18 protein-coding genes are annotated in these 15,408 nt (G+C 69.1%); 13 read left to right on the forward strand and 5 right to left on the reverse strand.

Annotated features, from left to right (window positions below):
• The first annotated feature begins 52 nt into the window (after positions 1–52).
• The 3 genes from NGM10_RS16435 to NGM10_RS16445 all read left to right on the forward strand — a co-directional run bounded on the left by NGM10_RS16435 (position 53) and on the right by NGM10_RS16445 (position 4,533).
• Entirely contained in the window at positions 53–1,135 is a 1,083-nt protein-coding gene (locus NGM10_RS16435; RefSeq protein ID WP_253484701.1) for a zinc-dependent alcohol dehydrogenase family protein, read from the forward strand.
• Between the two features lie 84 nt (positions 1,136–1,219).
• Positions 1,220–2,197 (forward strand): C40 family peptidase, encoded by a 978-nt coding sequence (locus NGM10_RS16440; protein WP_253484703.1) that lies wholly within the window; start codon positions 1,220–1,222, stop codon positions 2,195–2,197.
• Between the two features lie 71 nt (positions 2,198–2,268).
• Positions 2,269–4,533, forward strand: a complete 2,265-nt coding sequence (locus tag NGM10_RS16445) for a CHAT domain-containing protein (RefSeq protein ID WP_253484706.1) — start codon at positions 2,269–2,271, stop codon at positions 4,531–4,533.
• A gap of 1 nt (position 4,534) precedes the next feature.
• Here the strand turns inward: NGM10_RS16445 and NGM10_RS18375 are convergent, their stop codons facing one another.
• On the reverse strand, positions 4,535–4,672 hold the full coding sequence (locus NGM10_RS18375) for a DUF7503 family protein (protein WP_438267175.1): 138 nt from the start codon (positions 4,670–4,672) through the stop codon (positions 4,535–4,537).
• A gap of 250 nt (positions 4,673–4,922) precedes the next feature.
• Between NGM10_RS18375 and NGM10_RS16450 the strand changes: the two genes are divergently transcribed.
• The 3 genes from NGM10_RS16450 (at position 4,923) to NGM10_RS16460 (ending at position 6,836) form a co-directional block, all read left to right on the forward strand.
• Complete coding sequence (locus tag NGM10_RS16450; RefSeq protein WP_253484709.1) at positions 4,923–5,675, forward strand: DUF7504 family protein; 753 nt, start codon at positions 4,923–4,925, stop codon at positions 5,673–5,675.
• A gap of 133 nt (positions 5,676–5,808) precedes the next feature.
• On the forward strand, positions 5,809–5,946 hold the full coding sequence (locus tag NGM10_RS16455; RefSeq protein ID WP_253484711.1) for a hypothetical protein: 138 nt from the start codon (positions 5,809–5,811) through the stop codon (positions 5,944–5,946).
• Complete coding sequence (locus NGM10_RS16460) at positions 5,943–6,836, forward strand: serine hydrolase (RefSeq protein ID WP_253484714.1); 894 nt, start codon at positions 5,943–5,945, stop codon at positions 6,834–6,836. Before NGM10_RS16455 ends, NGM10_RS16460 begins: the two co-directional genes overlap by 4 nt.
• 64 nt (positions 6,837–6,900) lie before the next feature.
• Here the strand turns inward: NGM10_RS16460 and NGM10_RS16465 are convergent, their stop codons facing one another.
• Positions 6,901–7,338: a universal stress protein gene (locus tag NGM10_RS16465; protein ID WP_253484717.1), complete on the reverse strand. Its 438-nt coding sequence runs from the start codon at positions 7,336–7,338 to the stop codon at positions 6,901–6,903.
• Between the two features lie 126 nt (positions 7,339–7,464).
• Here NGM10_RS16465 and NGM10_RS16470 point away from each other — a divergent pair, with 126 nt between their 5' ends.
• Entirely contained in the window at positions 7,465–8,262 is a 798-nt protein-coding gene (locus NGM10_RS16470) for an ArsR/SmtB family transcription factor (RefSeq protein WP_253483965.1), read from the forward strand.
• A 45-nt stretch (positions 8,263–8,307) separates the two neighbouring features.
• Here NGM10_RS16470 and NGM10_RS16475 read toward each other — a convergent pair whose 3' ends face one another.
• Entirely contained in the window at positions 8,308–8,904 is a 597-nt protein-coding gene (locus NGM10_RS16475) for a class I SAM-dependent methyltransferase (RefSeq protein ID WP_253483968.1), read from the reverse strand.
• 191 nt (positions 8,905–9,095) lie between these two features.
• Here NGM10_RS16475 and NGM10_RS16480 point away from each other — a divergent pair, with 191 nt between their 5' ends.
• On the forward strand, positions 9,096–9,323 hold the full coding sequence (locus NGM10_RS16480) for a recombinase zinc ribbon domain-containing protein (RefSeq protein ID WP_253483971.1): 228 nt from the start codon (positions 9,096–9,098) through the stop codon (positions 9,321–9,323).
• Between the two features lie 15 nt (positions 9,324–9,338).
• Here the strand turns inward: NGM10_RS16480 and NGM10_RS16485 are convergent, their stop codons facing one another.
• Positions 9,339–9,986: a cyclase family protein gene (locus NGM10_RS16485; protein ID WP_253483974.1), complete on the reverse strand. Its 648-nt coding sequence runs from the start codon at positions 9,984–9,986 to the stop codon at positions 9,339–9,341.
• A 122-nt stretch (positions 9,987–10,108) separates the two neighbouring features.
• Between NGM10_RS16485 and NGM10_RS16490 the strand changes: the two genes are divergently transcribed.
• Positions 10,109–10,753 carry a metal-dependent hydrolase gene (locus tag NGM10_RS16490; RefSeq protein WP_253483977.1) on the forward strand — a complete coding sequence of 215 codons (645 nt, stop codon included), beginning with the start codon at positions 10,109–10,111 and terminating at the stop codon, positions 10,751–10,753.
• A gap of 131 nt (positions 10,754–10,884) precedes the next feature.
• Entirely contained in the window at positions 10,885–11,631 is a 747-nt protein-coding gene (locus NGM10_RS16495; RefSeq protein ID WP_253484738.1) for a ribonuclease H-like domain-containing protein, read from the forward strand.
• Between the two features lie 22 nt (positions 11,632–11,653).
• On the opposite strand, the gene NGM10_RS16500 is transcribed toward NGM10_RS16495, so the two are convergent.
• On the reverse strand, positions 11,654–12,382 hold the full coding sequence (locus tag NGM10_RS16500; RefSeq protein WP_253483980.1) for a DICT sensory domain-containing protein: 729 nt from the start codon (positions 12,380–12,382) through the stop codon (positions 11,654–11,656).
• 113 nt (positions 12,383–12,495) lie between these two features.
• On the opposite strand from NGM10_RS16500, the gene hemH reads away from it, so the two are divergent.
• The 3 genes from hemH to NGM10_RS16515 are packed head-to-tail and all read left to right on the forward strand — an operon-like array spanning position 12,496 to position 15,379.
• Positions 12,496–13,548: a ferrochelatase gene (hemH, locus tag NGM10_RS16505; protein ID WP_253483983.1), complete on the forward strand. Its 1,053-nt coding sequence runs from the start codon at positions 12,496–12,498 to the stop codon at positions 13,546–13,548.
• Entirely contained in the window at positions 13,527–14,891 is a 1,365-nt protein-coding gene (hemG, locus tag NGM10_RS16510) for a protoporphyrinogen oxidase (RefSeq protein WP_253483986.1), read from the forward strand. Before hemH ends, hemG begins: the two co-directional genes overlap by 22 nt.
• 26 nt (positions 14,892–14,917) lie before the next feature.
• Positions 14,918–15,379: a hypothetical protein gene (locus NGM10_RS16515; RefSeq protein WP_253483989.1), complete on the forward strand. Its 462-nt coding sequence runs from the start codon at positions 14,918–14,920 to the stop codon at positions 15,377–15,379.
• The last annotated feature ends 29 nt before the right edge of the window (positions 15,380–15,408 follow it).

The following is a 15,408-nucleotide window of genomic DNA, read 5'->3' on the forward strand; positions in this document are numbered from 1 at the left end:
CCGGGCGTCGAACCTCTCACCTTTTAATCCGCGCCCCGACAACAGTTCCCACATGAAGGCCGCAGTCCTGCGCGAATACGGCGAACCCCTCGAAATCGAAGACGTCCCAGCGCCCGACCCGGACCCCCACGGCGTCGTCGTCGAGACCGAAGCCTGCGGCGTCTGTCGGAGCGACTGGCACGCGTGGCAGGGCCACGGCGAATGGGCCGACGACCGGGTTCCGAAGGGCCAGATACTCGGCCACGAACCCGCGGGCACCGTGGTCGCGGTCGGCGACTCGGTCGAGCGAATCCGGGAGGGCGACCGCATCGCGGTCCCGTTCAACCTCGGTCGGGGCGACTGCGAGTACTGCCGGAACGGCCACGGAAACGTCTGTGCCGGCGGCCTCGCGCTCGGGTTCGAGGCCGACGCGCCCGGCGCGTTCGCCGAGCGGGTCCACGTCCCCGACGCCGATTACAACGCGGTCGGCCTGCCCGCGGGCGTCTCGCCCACCGAGATGGCGAGTCTCGGCTGTCGGTTCGCGACCGCGTACCACGGGCTGGCCCACCGCGCCGACCTCGCGCCCGGCGACTGGGTCGCGGTCCACGGCTGTGGCGGGGTCGGCCTCTCGGCGGTCCACGTTGCCGACGCGCTCGGGGCGAACGTGGTCGCGGTGGACCTCGCCGACGGGAAGCTGGTGAAGGCCCGCGAGCTGGGTGCCGACGAGACCGTGAACGCCGGGGACGTGGACGCCGGGGACGCCGCCGACGGCGGCGTCCCCGCCGCGATTCGGGGGCTCACCGACGGCGGCGCGCACGTCTCGGTCGACGCACTCGGCATCGCAGAGACGGTTCGCAACTCGGTCGCGTGTCTCCGCAAGCGCGGCCAGCACCTCCAGCTCGGGCTGACGACCGACGAGGAGCGCGGGGAGGTCTCGCTCCCCACCGACGCGATGACGATGAGCGAAATCACGTTCCTCGGGTCGCGCGGGATGCCGCCGACCCGGTACGACGAACTCCTCCGGATGATGGACCGAGGGACCGTCTCGCCCGCCGACCTCGTGACCGCGGAGGTCGGCCTGTCGGACGTGCCCGACCGACTCGCGGCGATGGGCGACTACGGGACCGTCGGAATCGAGGTCGTCACGGAGTTCTGAGCGCGTTTGCGGAATCGCAAACGGACTGCCTCGGCGTGGGGTGTCAAAACTTAACACCTCCGGACGAGGAGTTGGGGAGAGACGATGGCTCTCCCGGACCGACGACTCTCCCACGTCCTCGCCAAGTGCGAGACCGACCGCGCGCCCGACCCGCGGGTCACTGTCTTCGACGTATCCGCGGAATCGACCGACAGCGCCGTCCTGCTCTCGGGAGTAGTACTCACCGACCACCTGAAGGCCCGCGCGGTCGAGGCCGTCGAGGCCGCGACCGACCGGCCGGTCGCGGCCACCGACGTGACCGCGCTGGAGCGGTCGGCCCGCGACCGAACCGTCACCGCGCCGGTCGCGCCGGTCCGGGGCGAGCCCGACGAGGACGCCGAGCAGGTGACGCAGGTGCTGTACGGCGCGGACCTGACGGCCTACGACGCCGAGGACGGTTGGCGGCGCGTCCGGGTTCCGGACGGCTACGTCGGGTGGGTCGACCGGACCTGCGTGGGCGTTCCGACCGAGATTTCGGCCGACGCCGCGGTGACCGCGACGAGACTCGACGTGGCGGCCGACCCCGGAACGATGTACGCGGGCACCGAGTGCGAGATAATCGAGGACGCCGACCCCGCGCGGGTCCGGTTCCGGACGGGAGTCGAGCACTCGGTGCCCCGCGAGGCGGTCGGAGAGCGGCCCGCGGGCCGCTCTCCGACCGGGGACGAGGTGGTCGAGACCGCCCGCGAGTACCTCGGCACCGAGTACGTCTGGGGCGGAATGACGGTCGAGGGCATCGACTGCTCGGGGCTGACGTGGATGGCCTACCGCCGGAACGGCCTGACCCTGCCGCGGGACGCCGACCTCCAGCGCAAGATGGGCGAGGAGGTCGCGCGCGGGGACCTCGAACCCGGCGACCTGCTGTTCTTCCCGGGCCACGTCGCGCTGAGCCTCGGGGGCGAGCGGGTGATCCACGCCGAGGGCGAAGCGGGCGAGGTGGTCGTCGACAGCCTCGACCCCGACGCCGACCGGTACAACGAGCGACTCGACGAGGGGTTCGAACTCGCGACCCGGCTCGTCTGAGTCGATTCGTGTCCGAGGATTTTTAGGAGTTGGCTGAGAGTATCCCGTACAGTTCAGGGGCGCGCCACACCATGTCCACGCACCCGACCTTCGGCTCGTTGCCGGACGCGAACGGTCTCGACGTCGTCGACCCCATCGAGACGCGTCACTTCTCGCTGTTCACGAGCGCGCCGGTCGACCCGGTCCCGGCCGACCCCGAGTCGTTCGCCTTCCCGGTCGCCAACGCCTGCCGGATTCGGACCGACGGCTTCGAACTCCCGTACATGGTTCCGATGGAGGTCCGAACGCCCGACGGCGACCACCTGGCGGCCGTCGACCTCCCGACGACCGAGGCGTTCCCGGTCGGCGACTACCTGCTCGAACTCCACTCGCCCATCAAGATATACGTCCGGGTCACCGGCGCGGTCGCCATCGACGCGACCGAGGACAGCGTCGACGTGGAGTTCGACCGCGAACGCTCGGTCGCGGTCGGCGCGCGGTCGTACCACAGCGAACCCGCCGCCACCGTGACGGTGCCCGACGACCCCGAGGCGCTCATGGAAGCGGTCTCGACGTTCTCCTCGGCGCTCAAGACCACCTCGCCCGAGCGCGCGTGGCCGACCCTGCGCGGCCATCCGCCCCGCATCGAGCGCGGGGACGAACTCTCGATTCCCGAGGGGCTGGACCCGCCGGAGACGGGCATCACCATCGCAGTGCCCCCGGAGTACGAGTACGTCCTCACGGTCGCGCCGCTGGCGTACTACCTCGGGGCGCGGGTCGCGGCGGGCGAGACCCCGCGGCTGACCGCCGAGTCGGGGGTCGCGCGCTTCCTCGGCGAGGACCCGGAGGCAGTCGCCGACGCGGTCGAGTCGCTGCTCAAGCGAACGCTCGTCCTCGACTGCGCGACCCGGACAGAGGGGCTGTATCCCGACGACCTCCACGAGCGGTCGGTCCTCGAATCGGAGGCCGACCTCGACTTCGCCGCGCTCTACGACGCCTCGCCCGGAGAGCGCCTCCGGGAGTACCTCGCGGTGCCAGACGAGGCGGTCGCCGCGGTCGAGTCGCCGTGGCACCGGGTCACGCACGTCCAACCCGGACCCGAGGCGGCCGAACTCCTGCCGTACGTCGTCAACGACCTCTCGCTCGTCCGGCCGAAGACGACCGGCGGCGGGTCGTGGACGCCGACCGACAAGCAGGTCGAAACCGACGAGGCGCTGTCGGGGTTCTTCCGCGGTCCCGACGCGACGGTCCCGTCCGGCCCGCCAGCGGGGTCGCCAGCGCCCGCGGGCGCTGGCGACCCCGGGAGTGCGAGCGGGGGCGACCCCGACGACTTCCTGCGGTCGGTCGGCACCCGCCGGTCGGTGACCCGGAGAGGGAGCGACGACGGGGACGAATCCGACGACTCCGACGACCTCACCGACTCGGAGTCGGCCCGCGGGGTACCGGGCGAGGGCGGGTACATGCCCCTCCCGGAGACCGACGCCCTCGAACAGGCGTGGGTCGGCGACCGGACGCCGATTCAGGGCACCAAGCTCCTCAAGGCGGCGTTCGAACACGACCGGGCGACCTCCGAGGACGGCACGGTCGCCATCACGGTGGTCTGCAACGACGAGGAGATGCGCGAGGAACTCGACTCGGCCGCCGAAATCTACGGGAGCCGCGACGACCTCCGGACCGACGTGACCTGCGAGTTCGGCGTCTCCACCGACCGGCTCCGGGACCTGCTCGCGGCCGACTCCGACATGTTCCACTTCATCGGCCACATCGACGGCCTCGGCTTCAAGTGTTCGGACGGCATCCTCGACGCCGAGGAATTGGACGAGACGGGCGCGAAGACCGTCCTCCTGAACGGGTGTCGCTCGCACGATCAGGGCGTCGCGCTCGTGGAGGCGGGCGCGAGGGCGGCGGTGGTGAGTCTGGCCGACCTGTGGAACTCCGGTGCCGTGGAGGTGGGTGAGACGTTCGCGCGTCTACTGTATCACGGATTCGGCGTCGGTGCGGCGGTCGAACTCGTTCGGGAGTATACTTCGTTAGGGAATCAGTACGTGGTGTTGGGGGACCCCGGAACGACATTTACTCAGTGTGAGAATAATGCTCCTGTGTTATACCATATGGTAGATTATAGTAATACTAGAGAAATAAAGATTGAGCCATGCGGTTATATCACACGCTCTTTCGGCATTGGTTCAACTGTCCATCCACATATCTCTGAACCTAAATGGTTCATCCTTGGGGGACTATCTGGAAAGACAACGGTATGTACGGAGGAAATCCGCGAAACGTTTCAGGGCGATTGGCCACCTATTATTGTTGACCAGAACTTAGTCTGGAGCAAACACTGGCTTTCAAATATTTGAATTATGGTCCTGCTCTTGCGCTTGAACTAGTTGCTATCACTGACCCCGATTCTGCAAGCAGTAACATCATCGCCCAGAGAACGCCCATCATCTTCGGGTTGTCCGCGAGCCAATCTGCGAGCTTGGATTTGTTTTCCATTGCAAATTTATTTACACCAGCTGGTAATTTCTATTTTTCTAAAGATTTCCTATAGTAAAAATACGATATGAACTTCAATCTGCAAACTCGATTTAAATTATGGACTCCAGAAACTTAGTTCTGCGGGCCGATTCACCCGAGCGCCGACTCGTCGTTTTCCGTTCAAGACTCTGGCCGAACATCTTTATACTGACTTTTACTAATCGATAAAATTTATAAAGAAAACACACATGACTTACCATGTGAACATATGTCGACGGACCAGCCACACCCCTCGCGAGCCGACGACGGACCGCCCGACGACCTCTCGGCGTTCATCGGCCTGCTGAACGAGCTCAAGACGACGGGCTGTAATCTGCTCGTGGTCGGGGACGCCCCGCGCGAGGTCTTCACCCGCGCGAGCGGTCGGCTCCTCGGCGACGACGACCAGTTGCGCTACCGGCTGCTCGCGGTCACCGACGCCACGCCGCGGAGCATCGCCGAGAGGCTCCCGGACCCGGACGCCGCGCCGCGCTCGCTGACCGAGACCACCCGCATCCTCAACCACACCGGCGCGCCGCGGTCGGTCACCGCGGCGACCGACCCCACCACGCCGCCGGAACTCGCCGGGATTCGAGAGACGTGCGTGGCCGACCCCGAGCTACGGGGCCTCCAGTCGGCGCTCGCGGAGGCCATCGACGAGACCGAGAACCGGGCCGACCGCCTCCGTCCGGCCGACCTCCGCGTCTGCCTCGACTCGCTCGGCCCGCTGATCGACCACTACGGACCCGACGTGGTCCGGCGCTGTATCGACGCGGTCGGCGGCCACGTCCGCGACCGCGACGCGATGGCCCACTACGTACTGGCGAACGCCTACGACAGCGACCCCGTGCAGGCGCTCGCACCCGGTGTGGACGCTATCATCGAACTCCGCACCGTCGACCCCGACGAGTACGGCCACGACGCCCAACAGCGCTGGCACGTCCCCCGCCGCGACATCACCACCGAGTGGACCCCGCTCTGAGGTCGGTTCGCGGGCCGGTCCGTCGACATCTCCACCCGCCCTTCTCGCCGATTTCTCTCCTCGCACGCCGTCGCCCCGCAAGCGTGCCATCCGTTCCCGAGGGATTATCTCCCTCGGACCCGACGGTCTCGGCATGCCCGAGGACCACACAGCCGACCCCTCAGTCGAGCGCGACGCGGTCGTCGCGCTCGACCGCTCCCCGGCCGAGAACGCCCCCGCGGCCGGGCTACGGACCGAGTTGTCCGGCCGCGAGGAGGTCCGGCGCGGATGAGGCCCGACCGCCCCGAGGTCGAGACCGACGCCGACCTCGCGGCCCACATCGACTCGTACGCCGGGACGCTCGGCGGTCGCCTCGGGGTCTTCCTCGGGTTTCCGCGCGGGCCCGACGACTTCGAGGTCGTCTACCGCTCGAACGCCGAGGCGACCTTCGCCAGCGCGAGCGTCATCAAGCTCCCAATCCTCTACGCGCTCTACGAGACCTACGACGGGCGACTCGACGAACTGACTCGCCGCCGCGAAATCACGCCCGAGAACCGGGTCACCGGGAGCGGTCTGTTCCACCTGCTCGACGACCCCGACCCGTCGCTCGAAGACCTCGCGCGGGCGATGATAGCCATCAGCGACAACGCCGCCACGAACGAACTGATAGACGAGGTCGGGATGGAGCGAGTCGAGGAGTCGGCCCGGGACCTCGGCATGACCGACACCCGCCTGCGCCGGAAGATGATGGCCACGCTCGGCGACAACGACCTCCCGGTCACGGGCGAGTGGCCCGAGGGCGAACCCGCGAACGCGACCACGCCGCTCGACTGCGCCCGCTTTTTCGCCGACGTGGTCCACGAGGCGACCCTCTCGTCGGCGGCCTACGACCGACTCGTGGTTCCGCTCGAAGAACAGAAGTACGCGACCGCCTTCCCGCGCTACCTCCCGTTCGAGACCCCGGTCGCCCACAAGACCGGGAGCCTCCCGACCGCGGCGCTCGATACGGGGTACGTCTCGCTCCCCGACGGTGACGCCGAGGTCGGAGCGGCCGACCCCGGGGACCCGCCGCTGGTGTTCGCGGTCTTCGCCGACCGACTGGAGAACGGCGGCGACGGGAGCGACGCCCTCGCCGAAATCGGCGAGGGCGTCTACGAGTGGCTGAAGAATCGTGCGGAGTGACGCGGTCCGTTTACGGAATCGTAAATGGAACCGAGTCGGTCGAACGCTCCTCGACCGACGCCGCTCACGCGCCCTGCTCGACGTTCACGAGCAGGACCGGGACCGGCGAGTGACGGACCACGCGCTCGGCGACGCTGCCCATGAGGACGTTGCGGATTCCGCTCCTGCCGTGGGTCCCCATCACGATGAGGTCGACGTCGTTGTCCTCGACGTACTCGACGATCTCCTTCGAGGGCTTTCCCTCGGCGGTCGCGGTCACGACGTCGGCCCCTCCGGCCTCGGCCAACTCCCGGAATTCGTCGAGCGCGCCCGCACCGGTCCGCTCGAAGCTCTTGACGACCTCGTCTCGCATCTCGGCGTCGAGTTCGGGCATCCCGCCCTTGTCCACGACGTAGAGGCCGTGGACGGTCGCGCCGTCCCGTTCGGCGATATCGAGGGCGTGAGCCACGACCCGTTCGACGTGTTCGCTCCCGTCGGTCGGGACCAGAATTCGACTGTACATAATCTATAATTTCTGTCTATGCGCATATACCTTCCTCCGGTCGGGGACGGCCGGGACAGCCCCGACGAACTTCCTCCCGACCAGATAGGGACAAAATTATAACCCGAATGGGGACAACGGGACCGTATGGCCGACCTCCTGCCCTCCAGCCCCGACCCCTCGGCGGGGGACGGCGGCGACCCCCGAGTCATCGGCGTCGACAGCGACGACGCCGCCGACCTCCTCGCGGCCCTCCAGTCGGAGACGGCCCGCGACATTCTGGGCGCGCTGTACGACGACCCGGCGACCCCCTCGGCGCTCGCCGAGGCGGCCGACACCTCCATCCAGAACGTCCGGTACCACCTCGAAAAGCTGACCGACGCCGACCTCGTGGAGGTCGTCGACACCGTCTACTCCGAGAAGGGCCGCGAGATGAATGTCTACGCCCCGTCAGCCAAGCCCCTCGTCGTGTTCGCCGGGAACGACGACGACACCGAGGGCGTCGAGACCGCCCTCTCGCGACTGCTCGGCGGCCTCGGCATTCTTGGCGCGTCGAGCCTCCTCGTCCAGCACCTGTTCGACCCGGGCGCGAGCGGCTTCGAATTCGCCTCTCAGGGCGGCGACTCCGGCGCGGGGTCGGACGCCGGGCCGAACGCGAGCGACGACGCCGAAACCGCCACCGAGGAGCAGGGCACGGCGACCGAGAGTGGCGACACCGAGGTCGCAACCGAGGAACCCGAAACCGTGACCGAAGTCACCGAGGAGGAGACCGAGGCGATGACGACCGTCGCCGAGGAGACCACCGAGGTCGCGACGACCGTGGTCGACGGCGGCGGTACCGACGCGCTCGCCACGCTCCCGCCCGGCCTCGTCTTCTTCCTCGGCGGCGCTGTCGTCCTCCTCGCGCTCGGCGTCGCGTGGTACGTCCGGTCGCGCTCGCGGTGATTCCTCTCCTGTCCTCTCCTGTCCTCTCCTCTCCCGACTCGACGGCTACCGCTCGAAGACCACGGCGTAGTGGTACGGCGGCAGGTCGACGCGTCGGGCGACCGAGAAACCGCTCGGCGCGTCGAGGACGGCGGCCTCGGTCTCGCCGGGCGACATCCTGAGGTCGGTCGGCGGGCCGCGCGGTTCGCCCATCGCGGCGGTCTCCTCGCGGGGCAGGTCGCGCCAGTTGACGACGACGAACCGGCCGCCGGGTTCGAGCGCGTCGAAGACCGCCTCGACGACCGCCGCGGTCTCGCCGATTCCGTGGAAGGCGTTCGCCAGCAACACGCCCTCGACGGTCTCCGGGAGGTGGGCGGGGAGTTCGCGGACGTCGCCCCGAACCGGAACCACGTTCTCGACTCCCTGCCGGTCGGCGAGGTCGGCGAGCTCGCCGAGCAGTTCCTCGTCGAGGTCGAGCGCGTACAGCGGCGCGGGGTCGACGATTCGCGCGGCGGGCAGTGCGAAGTAGCCGTTGCCACACCCCGCCTCGACGTACGTTTCCCCGGGCTCGACCCCGAGGCGTCGGAGGGTCTCGCCGGGAGTCGGCCACAGCCGACCCCACCAGTCCCAATCCGGTTGGCCGGTGTTTTCGAACTTCGCCATCGGTTCCGTTTTCGCGTCGCTCGGGAAGTGCGTTCTGCTTCCTCGATTTCGCCCGACTTGGGACTCGCGATTCCGCCCGGCGCTCGCTCCGCTCGACTCGCGTCCCCCGGTCCCGGATAATTTCGCCGACTCCCCGTCTGAACGCCCGAAAATCGGTGGGTCTTATATATTATGGGGTGGAAAATACGGGTATGCAACCACTGCTCGAGAGCCGCGAGACCGGAACCGACGTAGACCTCTCTCGGGACGCCGATAACTTCGACTCGTTGCTCTTCTGTGGCCGCTGCGGCGAGCGATTCCAGGCCAGCGAGGCGACCGACGACGGCTGGTACTATCGATGTCCGAACGAGGACTGCGACGCCGAGGGCATCCACGAGGACCTCTACCCCGTCAAGGACGTTCTGCCGTCGTCGCACTGAGTCGGTCCTCCGTCGCTACCACACCGCCACGGCCCTGACCGGCGCGCCGTCGGCGTCGGGAAGCGGTAGCGGATACGCCCTGAGTTCGAATCGGTCTGGGAGGCCCGAAAGCCCCGTCAGGTTCTCGACGATGAGGCGTTCGCTACCGAGCAGTGTGTGGTGGGCGGGGACGCCCGCCGGTTCGCCGTCGCGCTCGGTTCCGCGCGCGCTCGGCGAGGGGTCGACGCTCAGGGCGTCCACGCCCACGCAACAGCCGTTCTCCGCGCACGCTCTCGCGGCTGCTTCGCTCAGATACGGGTGATCGTAGTAGGCGTCTGACCCCCACTCGTCGGCCCAGCCCGTTCGAATCGCGAGCAGGTCGGCGTCGGGGTCGTCCGGCAGGTCGCCCGGGCGAATCGGCTCGCGCGCCCGCTTGTCCGAGCAGTCCACGAGTCGCGCGTCGAACGCGAACCGCGCGGCGTCGAACGCGTCGAGAGTCCCGCCGTCGGGTTCGGTGTGGCTCGGCGCGTCGACGTGGGTCCCGGCGTGACTGCCCATGCGAATCTCGGTCACGCGATAGCCGTCGGCCTCGTGGGTCGCGGCCGGGGCGCGCTCGACCGCGGGGTCGCCTGGGTAGACGGTCACGTCGTCGTCCAGCGGATGGGAGAGGTCTCGGGTCGGCACGCCCGGGTGTTCGGGGTCGAGGGCCTTCGACCCTCGGGTTCGGGGTGCAGTGGACGGCGCGCGGGAAGCAGTGCTCGACGGTCGCCACGCGTTTATACGCTCCGGCCGTATCCGTCCACCACATGATGGCGACCACCCACGCGCTGGTCGGCGTGGCCCTCGCGACCGCGGTCGCGAGGGCCGCGCCGGAGTTCGCCGCGGTCGCGCTCGTCGCGGCCGCGGTCGGCAGCGTGTTCCCCGACTTCGACCTCTACGCGGGCCACCGGAAGACGTTCCACTTCCCGGTCTACTACTCCGCGCTCGCGGTCCCCGCCGGGGGGCTCGCACTCGCGCTTCCGAGCGCGGCGACGATAGCGCTCGCGCTGTTCGTCGTCGGCGCGGCGCTCCACTCGCTGATGGACGCGCTGGGCGGCGGCCTCGAAGTCGAACCGTGGCGCGCGACCTCCGACCGGGCGGTGTACGACCACTTCCGCGGGCGGTGGGTCGCCCCGCGGCGCTGGATTCGGTACGACGGCGCGCCCGAGGACCTCGCGCTCGCGGGCCTGCTCGGAGTCCCGGCGTTCGTCGTCCACGAACCCCCGGTCCGGACTCTCGTGGTCGCTGTCCTCGCGGTCTCGGCGGGCTACGCCCTCCTCCGGAAGCCGCTGGCGCGACTCTGGGTGCGTCTGGTCGGAGCAGTCCCCCGGGAGGCGCGGGCCTACGTCCCGGACAGATTCGAGGAGGCGACCGAGTCCCGCGCTCGCGGGACTCGGTCGGAGGCCGACTGAGGCGGGTCGCCCCCTTTCGAGGGAGGCGAGTCGCTCGCCCTTCGGCGGAAGGCGTGTCGCCCCCTTTCGAGGGAGGCGAGTCGCCCTCCCTTCGGCGGGATTTATTACCAATGACGGAACCAACTGAGGGCATGCGACTGGAGAACTCCTTCATCCCCGCGCGGGGCGTGGGCGAGAAGACCGAGCGACGCCTCTGGCAGCGGGGGGTCACCCACTGGGACGACTTCGAGGACGACTTGCTGGGCCCGACCACCGCCGAGAACGTCCGCGAGTTCATCGGCGAGGCCCGCGACCGCCTCGACGCGGGCGACGCCGACTTCTTCGGCGACGCGCTCCCGAGCGGGAGCCTCTGGCGGGCCTACCCCAACTTCGCGGAGGACGCCTGCTTCTTCGACATCGAGACCACCGGTCTCGACAGTTCGCGCCACGAGGTGACGACCGTCAGCCTCCACCGCGGGGGCGACACCCGGACCTACGTGCAGGGCGAGGACCTGACCTGCGAGGCGCTCCGCGAGGAGTTCGCCGCTTCGAGCATGCTGGTCTCGTTCAACGGCAAGCGCTTCGACCAGCCGTTTCTGGAGGACTGCTACCCCCTCGACGTGACCACGCCCCACCTCGATCTGATGTACCTCTGCAAGCGGGTGGGGCTGTCGGGCGGGCTCAAGTCGGTCGAGCGCGACCTCGGCATCGACCGCGCCGACGACGACGTGGACGGCCGCGAGGCGGTCCGGCTCTGGCAGCGCTACGACCGCCACGAGGACGACGCCGCTCTGGAGCGGCTGGTCCGGTACAACCGCGAGGACGCCGAGAACCTGAAGGACCTGCTCGAAACCGTTCGCGGGCGGCTCCGCGCCGACGTGTTCGAGTCGTACGTCTGAGCCGTCTCCCGGCGCGGGGCGCTCACTCGGGACCGGAGTCCGTCCCGTACCTGTCCCGGAGGTGGTCGAACACGTCGCCGACGATGTCCCCGTCGTAGCTCCAGAACCCCCGGAATTCGTCGGTCTCCTCCTCCACGGCGACGAGCGCGCAGTCGCCCCCGTCCGGCGACTGGAAGGCGACGAACCACGCGTCTCGAATCTCGTCGGATTCGCTCGGATGGGCCGCGAACCGGTCGGTCTCGGGTGGTTTCCAGTCGGGCGCACCGTAGACGTGAACGTCGACGCCCCGGTCGGCGATTCGGGAGTAGAGGTCCCACTGGTCGGCCAGGAGCGAGAGCCGCTGGAACCCCGCGTGGAGTTCGCCGTTCCCCTCGCGCCACGCTCGCTCCTCTATCTCGCGGGACGCGAGGACCATCCGTTGCTTGCCGTACGCGGTGAACGTCGCGTCGTCGACGTGCGTGAGTATCTCGGGGTACCGCGTCCGCTCGAACTCGTCGGCGTCGAGGAGCCCCGCTCGGAAGGAGACCGCGTCGCGTAGCTTCCCGAGGTCGGCGGCCGAGAGGAACTCCCCGTCGTCGTGGAGGACGGCGAAGTCGTCGGGCCCGACGGGCGCGGTCGCTCGCTCTACGGTGACGTTCTGGACCGCGAAGTGGCGCTCTACGTCCTCGATAGCGGCCGGGTCCTCGGGGTCGTACACCGTCAGCGTGCGTTCGTTGCCCGTCACACCGTCGATGATGGACGAGAGTGACATCCCTCTCGACTGCAGGTACTCCAACCTATTAAAAGTGACATAAACGGAAAATGCGCGCGGTTCTTCGCCGTCCAAGCGACAGCTATTCAACGACGCCGTCGCAAGGTCAAAACATGACAACAGGGGTCGTCCTGCTCAACTTCGGAGAGCCGTCGGAACCGACCCGGGAGAACGTCGTCGCCTACCTCGAACGCATCTTCCTCAACAACGCGTCGCTGGAGGACGCCGACACCGAGGAGGAGGCCCGCGAGCGCGCGCGCCAGCTCGCAGAGCGGCGCGCGCCCGGACTCATCGAGGAGTACGAGGAGATCGGCGGGTCGCCGCTGAATCCGCAGGCGACGGCGCAGGCCGACGCGCTGGGGGCCGAACTCGACGCCCGCGGCTACGACGTCGAGACCTACGTCGGGATGCAGTTCACCGAACCGTTCATCGGCGACGCGGTCGAGGCCGCCCGCGATGACGGCGTCGACGAACTCGTCGGGCTCCCGGTCTACCCGCTCTGTGGGGCCTCGACCACCGTCGCGGCGCTCGAAGAGCTGAACGAGGCGGTCGCCGAGCGCGACTGGGACGCCCCGGTCGCCGAGATTACTGGCTGGCACCGCCACCCCCTCTACAACGAGATTCGGGCCGACAACGTCCGGCGGTTCTGCTCGGCTCACAACCTCGATTTGGCCGACGAGGGCACCGAGTTCGTCTACTCGGCCCACGGCACGCCCCGCCACTACCTCGACGAGGGGAGCCGATACGACACCTACGTCGAGGAGTTCTGCGAGGTCGTCGCCCGGAAGCTGGGCGTCGAGTCGTACTCGCTGGGCTACCAGAACCACGAGAACCGCGACATCCCGTGGACCGAACCCGACGTAGAGGAGGTAATCGAGGGCCTCGGCGACGCCGAGGTCGACCGCGTCGTCGTCGAACCCATCAGCTTCATGCACGAGCAGAGCGAGACCCTCTCGGAACTCGACGACGAGCTCCGCGAGGAGGCCGAGGAGGTCGGACTGGAGTTCTACCGGGTGCCCGTGCCCCACGACGACGAGCGGTTCTCGGAGGTGCTCGCCGACCTCGCCGAGCCGTTCGTCGGCGACTTCGACCCCGGATACTACCAGTTCCGCCAGTGCCAGTGCTCCGAGTCGCCGGGCGCGATGTGCCTGAACGCGCCGCGATGACCGGCGAGCGCACCGACTCCACTGCCCACGCGGAACGCACCGACGATGCCGACCCGCGGGTCGGCATCGTCGGCGGCGGAATCACGGGGCTGGCGCTGGCCCACTACCTCGACCGTGAGGGCGTCGAGTACGTCCTCTACGAGGCCGCACCCGACCCCGGCGGCGTGATTCGGAGCGAGCGCGTCGACGGCAACGTCCTCGAACGCGGCCCCCAGCGGATGCGCCGGACCGACCGCGTCGACGGCATGATTCGGGACCTCGGACTCGACTCGGCGGTCCGGACTGCCGACCCCGACCTCCCGGTCTGCGTCTACGCCGACGGGGAGATTCGGCCCGCGCCGTTCACCCCCGCGGAGTTCGCCGAGACCGACCTCCTCTCCGCGGAGGGAAAGCGGCAGGTCCTCGCCGAACCCTTCACCGACCCCGCCGACCCCGACGAGACCGCCGAAGCCATGTTCGTCCGGAAGTTCGGCGCGGAGGCCTACCGGAACCTGCTCGGCCCGCTGTTCGGCGGCATCTACGGCTCGGACCCCGCCGAGATGCCGGTCGAACACGCGCTCTCGGGGCTGGTGACGCTCGAAAAGCGACACGGAAGCCTCCTGAAGGCCGCCATCGAGCGTAGCACGGGCGGCCGCGAGACCCCGCCCGCGATCTCGTTCGACGACGGCCTCCAGCGGCTTCCCGAGGCGCTCGCGGATGCTCACGCCGAGAACGTCGAACTCGGGACGCCCGTGACCGCGGTCAGGGAGTCGGAGGATGGCGGATGGGAACTCGAAACCCCCGAGGGGACGACCGCGGTCTCGGAGGTCGTCCTCACCACGCCCGCCGACCTGACCGCCGACCTCGTGGGCGACCTCGCGCCCGACTCCGCGGCGGCGCTCCGGCAGCTGAACTACAACCCCCTCGCGATGGTCTACCTCCGGGCCGACCTCGACGCCGAGGGCGACGTGGACCCCCGCGCCCTCGGCTATCAGGTCGGGTTCGGCGAGGACCTCCGGACGCTCGGGGCGTCGTGGAACGCGAGCATGTTCGGCCGGGAAGTCTACACCGTCTTCCTCGGCGGGATGCACGACCCCGGGATTATCGACGAGAGCGACGCGACCCTCGGCGAGGTCGCGAGCCGAGAGTTCGAGGCGGTCACGGGGGCCGAGAGCGAGGTCGTGGACGTTCACCGCTACCGTCGGGGCTTCCCGGCCTACGACGACTCGTGGGCGGTGCTGGACCGGGTGGACCTGCCCGACGGAGTCCGGCTGGCGACCAACTACACCGCGCGGATGGGGGTCCCGAGTCGGATTCGGGAGGCCGAGGCGCTGGCAGAAACGTTGGCCGAGGCACAAGACTGATTCCCCCGCCCTCGGAACCGAGGGGTATGGCCTCCACCACCGCGCGCCGCCGGTTCCTCGCCGCCTGCGGGTCGGCGACCGCCGCCGCGCTCGCGGGATGTAGCGGGTTCGGCGACGCCGACGGCCCGCGGATCGTCTCGAAGTCGTTCGAGCGCCTCGACTCCGCCGACTCCGAGGAGGTCGAGGTTTCGTTCGACGCCGAGGAGAACGCGGTCCGCGTGACCGGCTTCGCCTACTACGGCTCGGACAGCTGCGACAAGCCCGCCCTGCAGTCGGCGTCCTACCACCCGGACGCGGACGCGCTCGCGGTGCGGGTCGGGAGCGAGCGAAAGCTGTTCTCGCTGGCCTGCACCGGCGTCATGGCCGGGACCGACTACCGCGTGACTGTCGGGTTCGCGGGCGGACTGCCGGGGACGGTCGAAGTCGAGGAGTTCCTCGACGGCGAGCGCGACGACGGTCGGACCGTCGAGCGCGGCGGCGGGGACTGACTCGTTCCGGTCTCACTCGCGCTTCCGTC

The sequence above is a fragment of the Halorussus salilacus genome, assembly GCF_024138125.1.
GTDB classification, from domain to species: domain Archaea; phylum Halobacteriota; class Halobacteria; order Halobacteriales; family Haladaptataceae; genus Halorussus; species Halorussus salilacus.

Excerpts from the sequence above, each read along its gene's own strand:
- NGM10_RS16435 (WP_253484701.1), top strand. The coding sequence starts at position 53 with ATGAAGGCCGCAGTCCTGCGCGAATACGGCGAACCCCTCGAAATCGAA.
- NGM10_RS16440 (WP_253484703.1), top strand. The coding sequence starts at position 1,220 with ATGGCTCTCCCGGACCGACGACTCTCCCACGTCCTCGCCAAGTGCGAG.
- NGM10_RS16445 (WP_253484706.1), top strand. The coding sequence starts at position 2,269 with ATGTCCACGCACCCGACCTTCGGCTCGTTGCCGGACGCGAACGGTCTC.
- NGM10_RS18375 (WP_438267175.1), bottom strand. The coding sequence starts at position 4,672 with ATGGAAAACAAATCCAAGCTCGCAGATTGGCTCGCGGACAACCCGAAG.
- NGM10_RS16450 (WP_253484709.1), top strand. The coding sequence starts at position 4,923 with ATGTCGACGGACCAGCCACACCCCTCGCGAGCCGACGACGGACCGCCC.
- NGM10_RS16455 (WP_253484711.1), top strand. The coding sequence starts at position 5,809 with ATGCCCGAGGACCACACAGCCGACCCCTCAGTCGAGCGCGACGCGGTC.
- NGM10_RS16460 (WP_253484714.1), top strand. The coding sequence starts at position 5,943 with ATGAGGCCCGACCGCCCCGAGGTCGAGACCGACGCCGACCTCGCGGCC.
- NGM10_RS16465 (WP_253484717.1), bottom strand. The coding sequence starts at position 7,338 with ATGTACAGTCGAATTCTGGTCCCGACCGACGGGAGCGAACACGTCGAA.
- NGM10_RS16470 (WP_253483965.1), top strand. The coding sequence starts at position 7,465 with ATGGCCGACCTCCTGCCCTCCAGCCCCGACCCCTCGGCGGGGGACGGC.
- NGM10_RS16475 (WP_253483968.1), bottom strand. The coding sequence starts at position 8,904 with ATGGCGAAGTTCGAAAACACCGGCCAACCGGATTGGGACTGGTGGGGT.
- NGM10_RS16480 (WP_253483971.1), top strand. The coding sequence starts at position 9,096 with ATGCAACCACTGCTCGAGAGCCGCGAGACCGGAACCGACGTAGACCTC.
- NGM10_RS16490 (WP_253483977.1), top strand. The coding sequence starts at position 10,109 with ATGATGGCGACCACCCACGCGCTGGTCGGCGTGGCCCTCGCGACCGCG.
- NGM10_RS16495 (WP_253484738.1), top strand. The coding sequence starts at position 10,885 with ATGCGACTGGAGAACTCCTTCATCCCCGCGCGGGGCGTGGGCGAGAAG.
- NGM10_RS16500 (WP_253483980.1), bottom strand. The coding sequence starts at position 12,382 with ATGTCACTCTCGTCCATCATCGACGGTGTGACGGGCAACGAACGCACG.
- hemH (WP_253483983.1), top strand. The coding sequence starts at position 12,496 with ATGACAACAGGGGTCGTCCTGCTCAACTTCGGAGAGCCGTCGGAACCG.
- NGM10_RS16515 (WP_253483989.1), top strand. The coding sequence starts at position 14,918 with ATGGCCTCCACCACCGCGCGCCGCCGGTTCCTCGCCGCCTGCGGGTCG.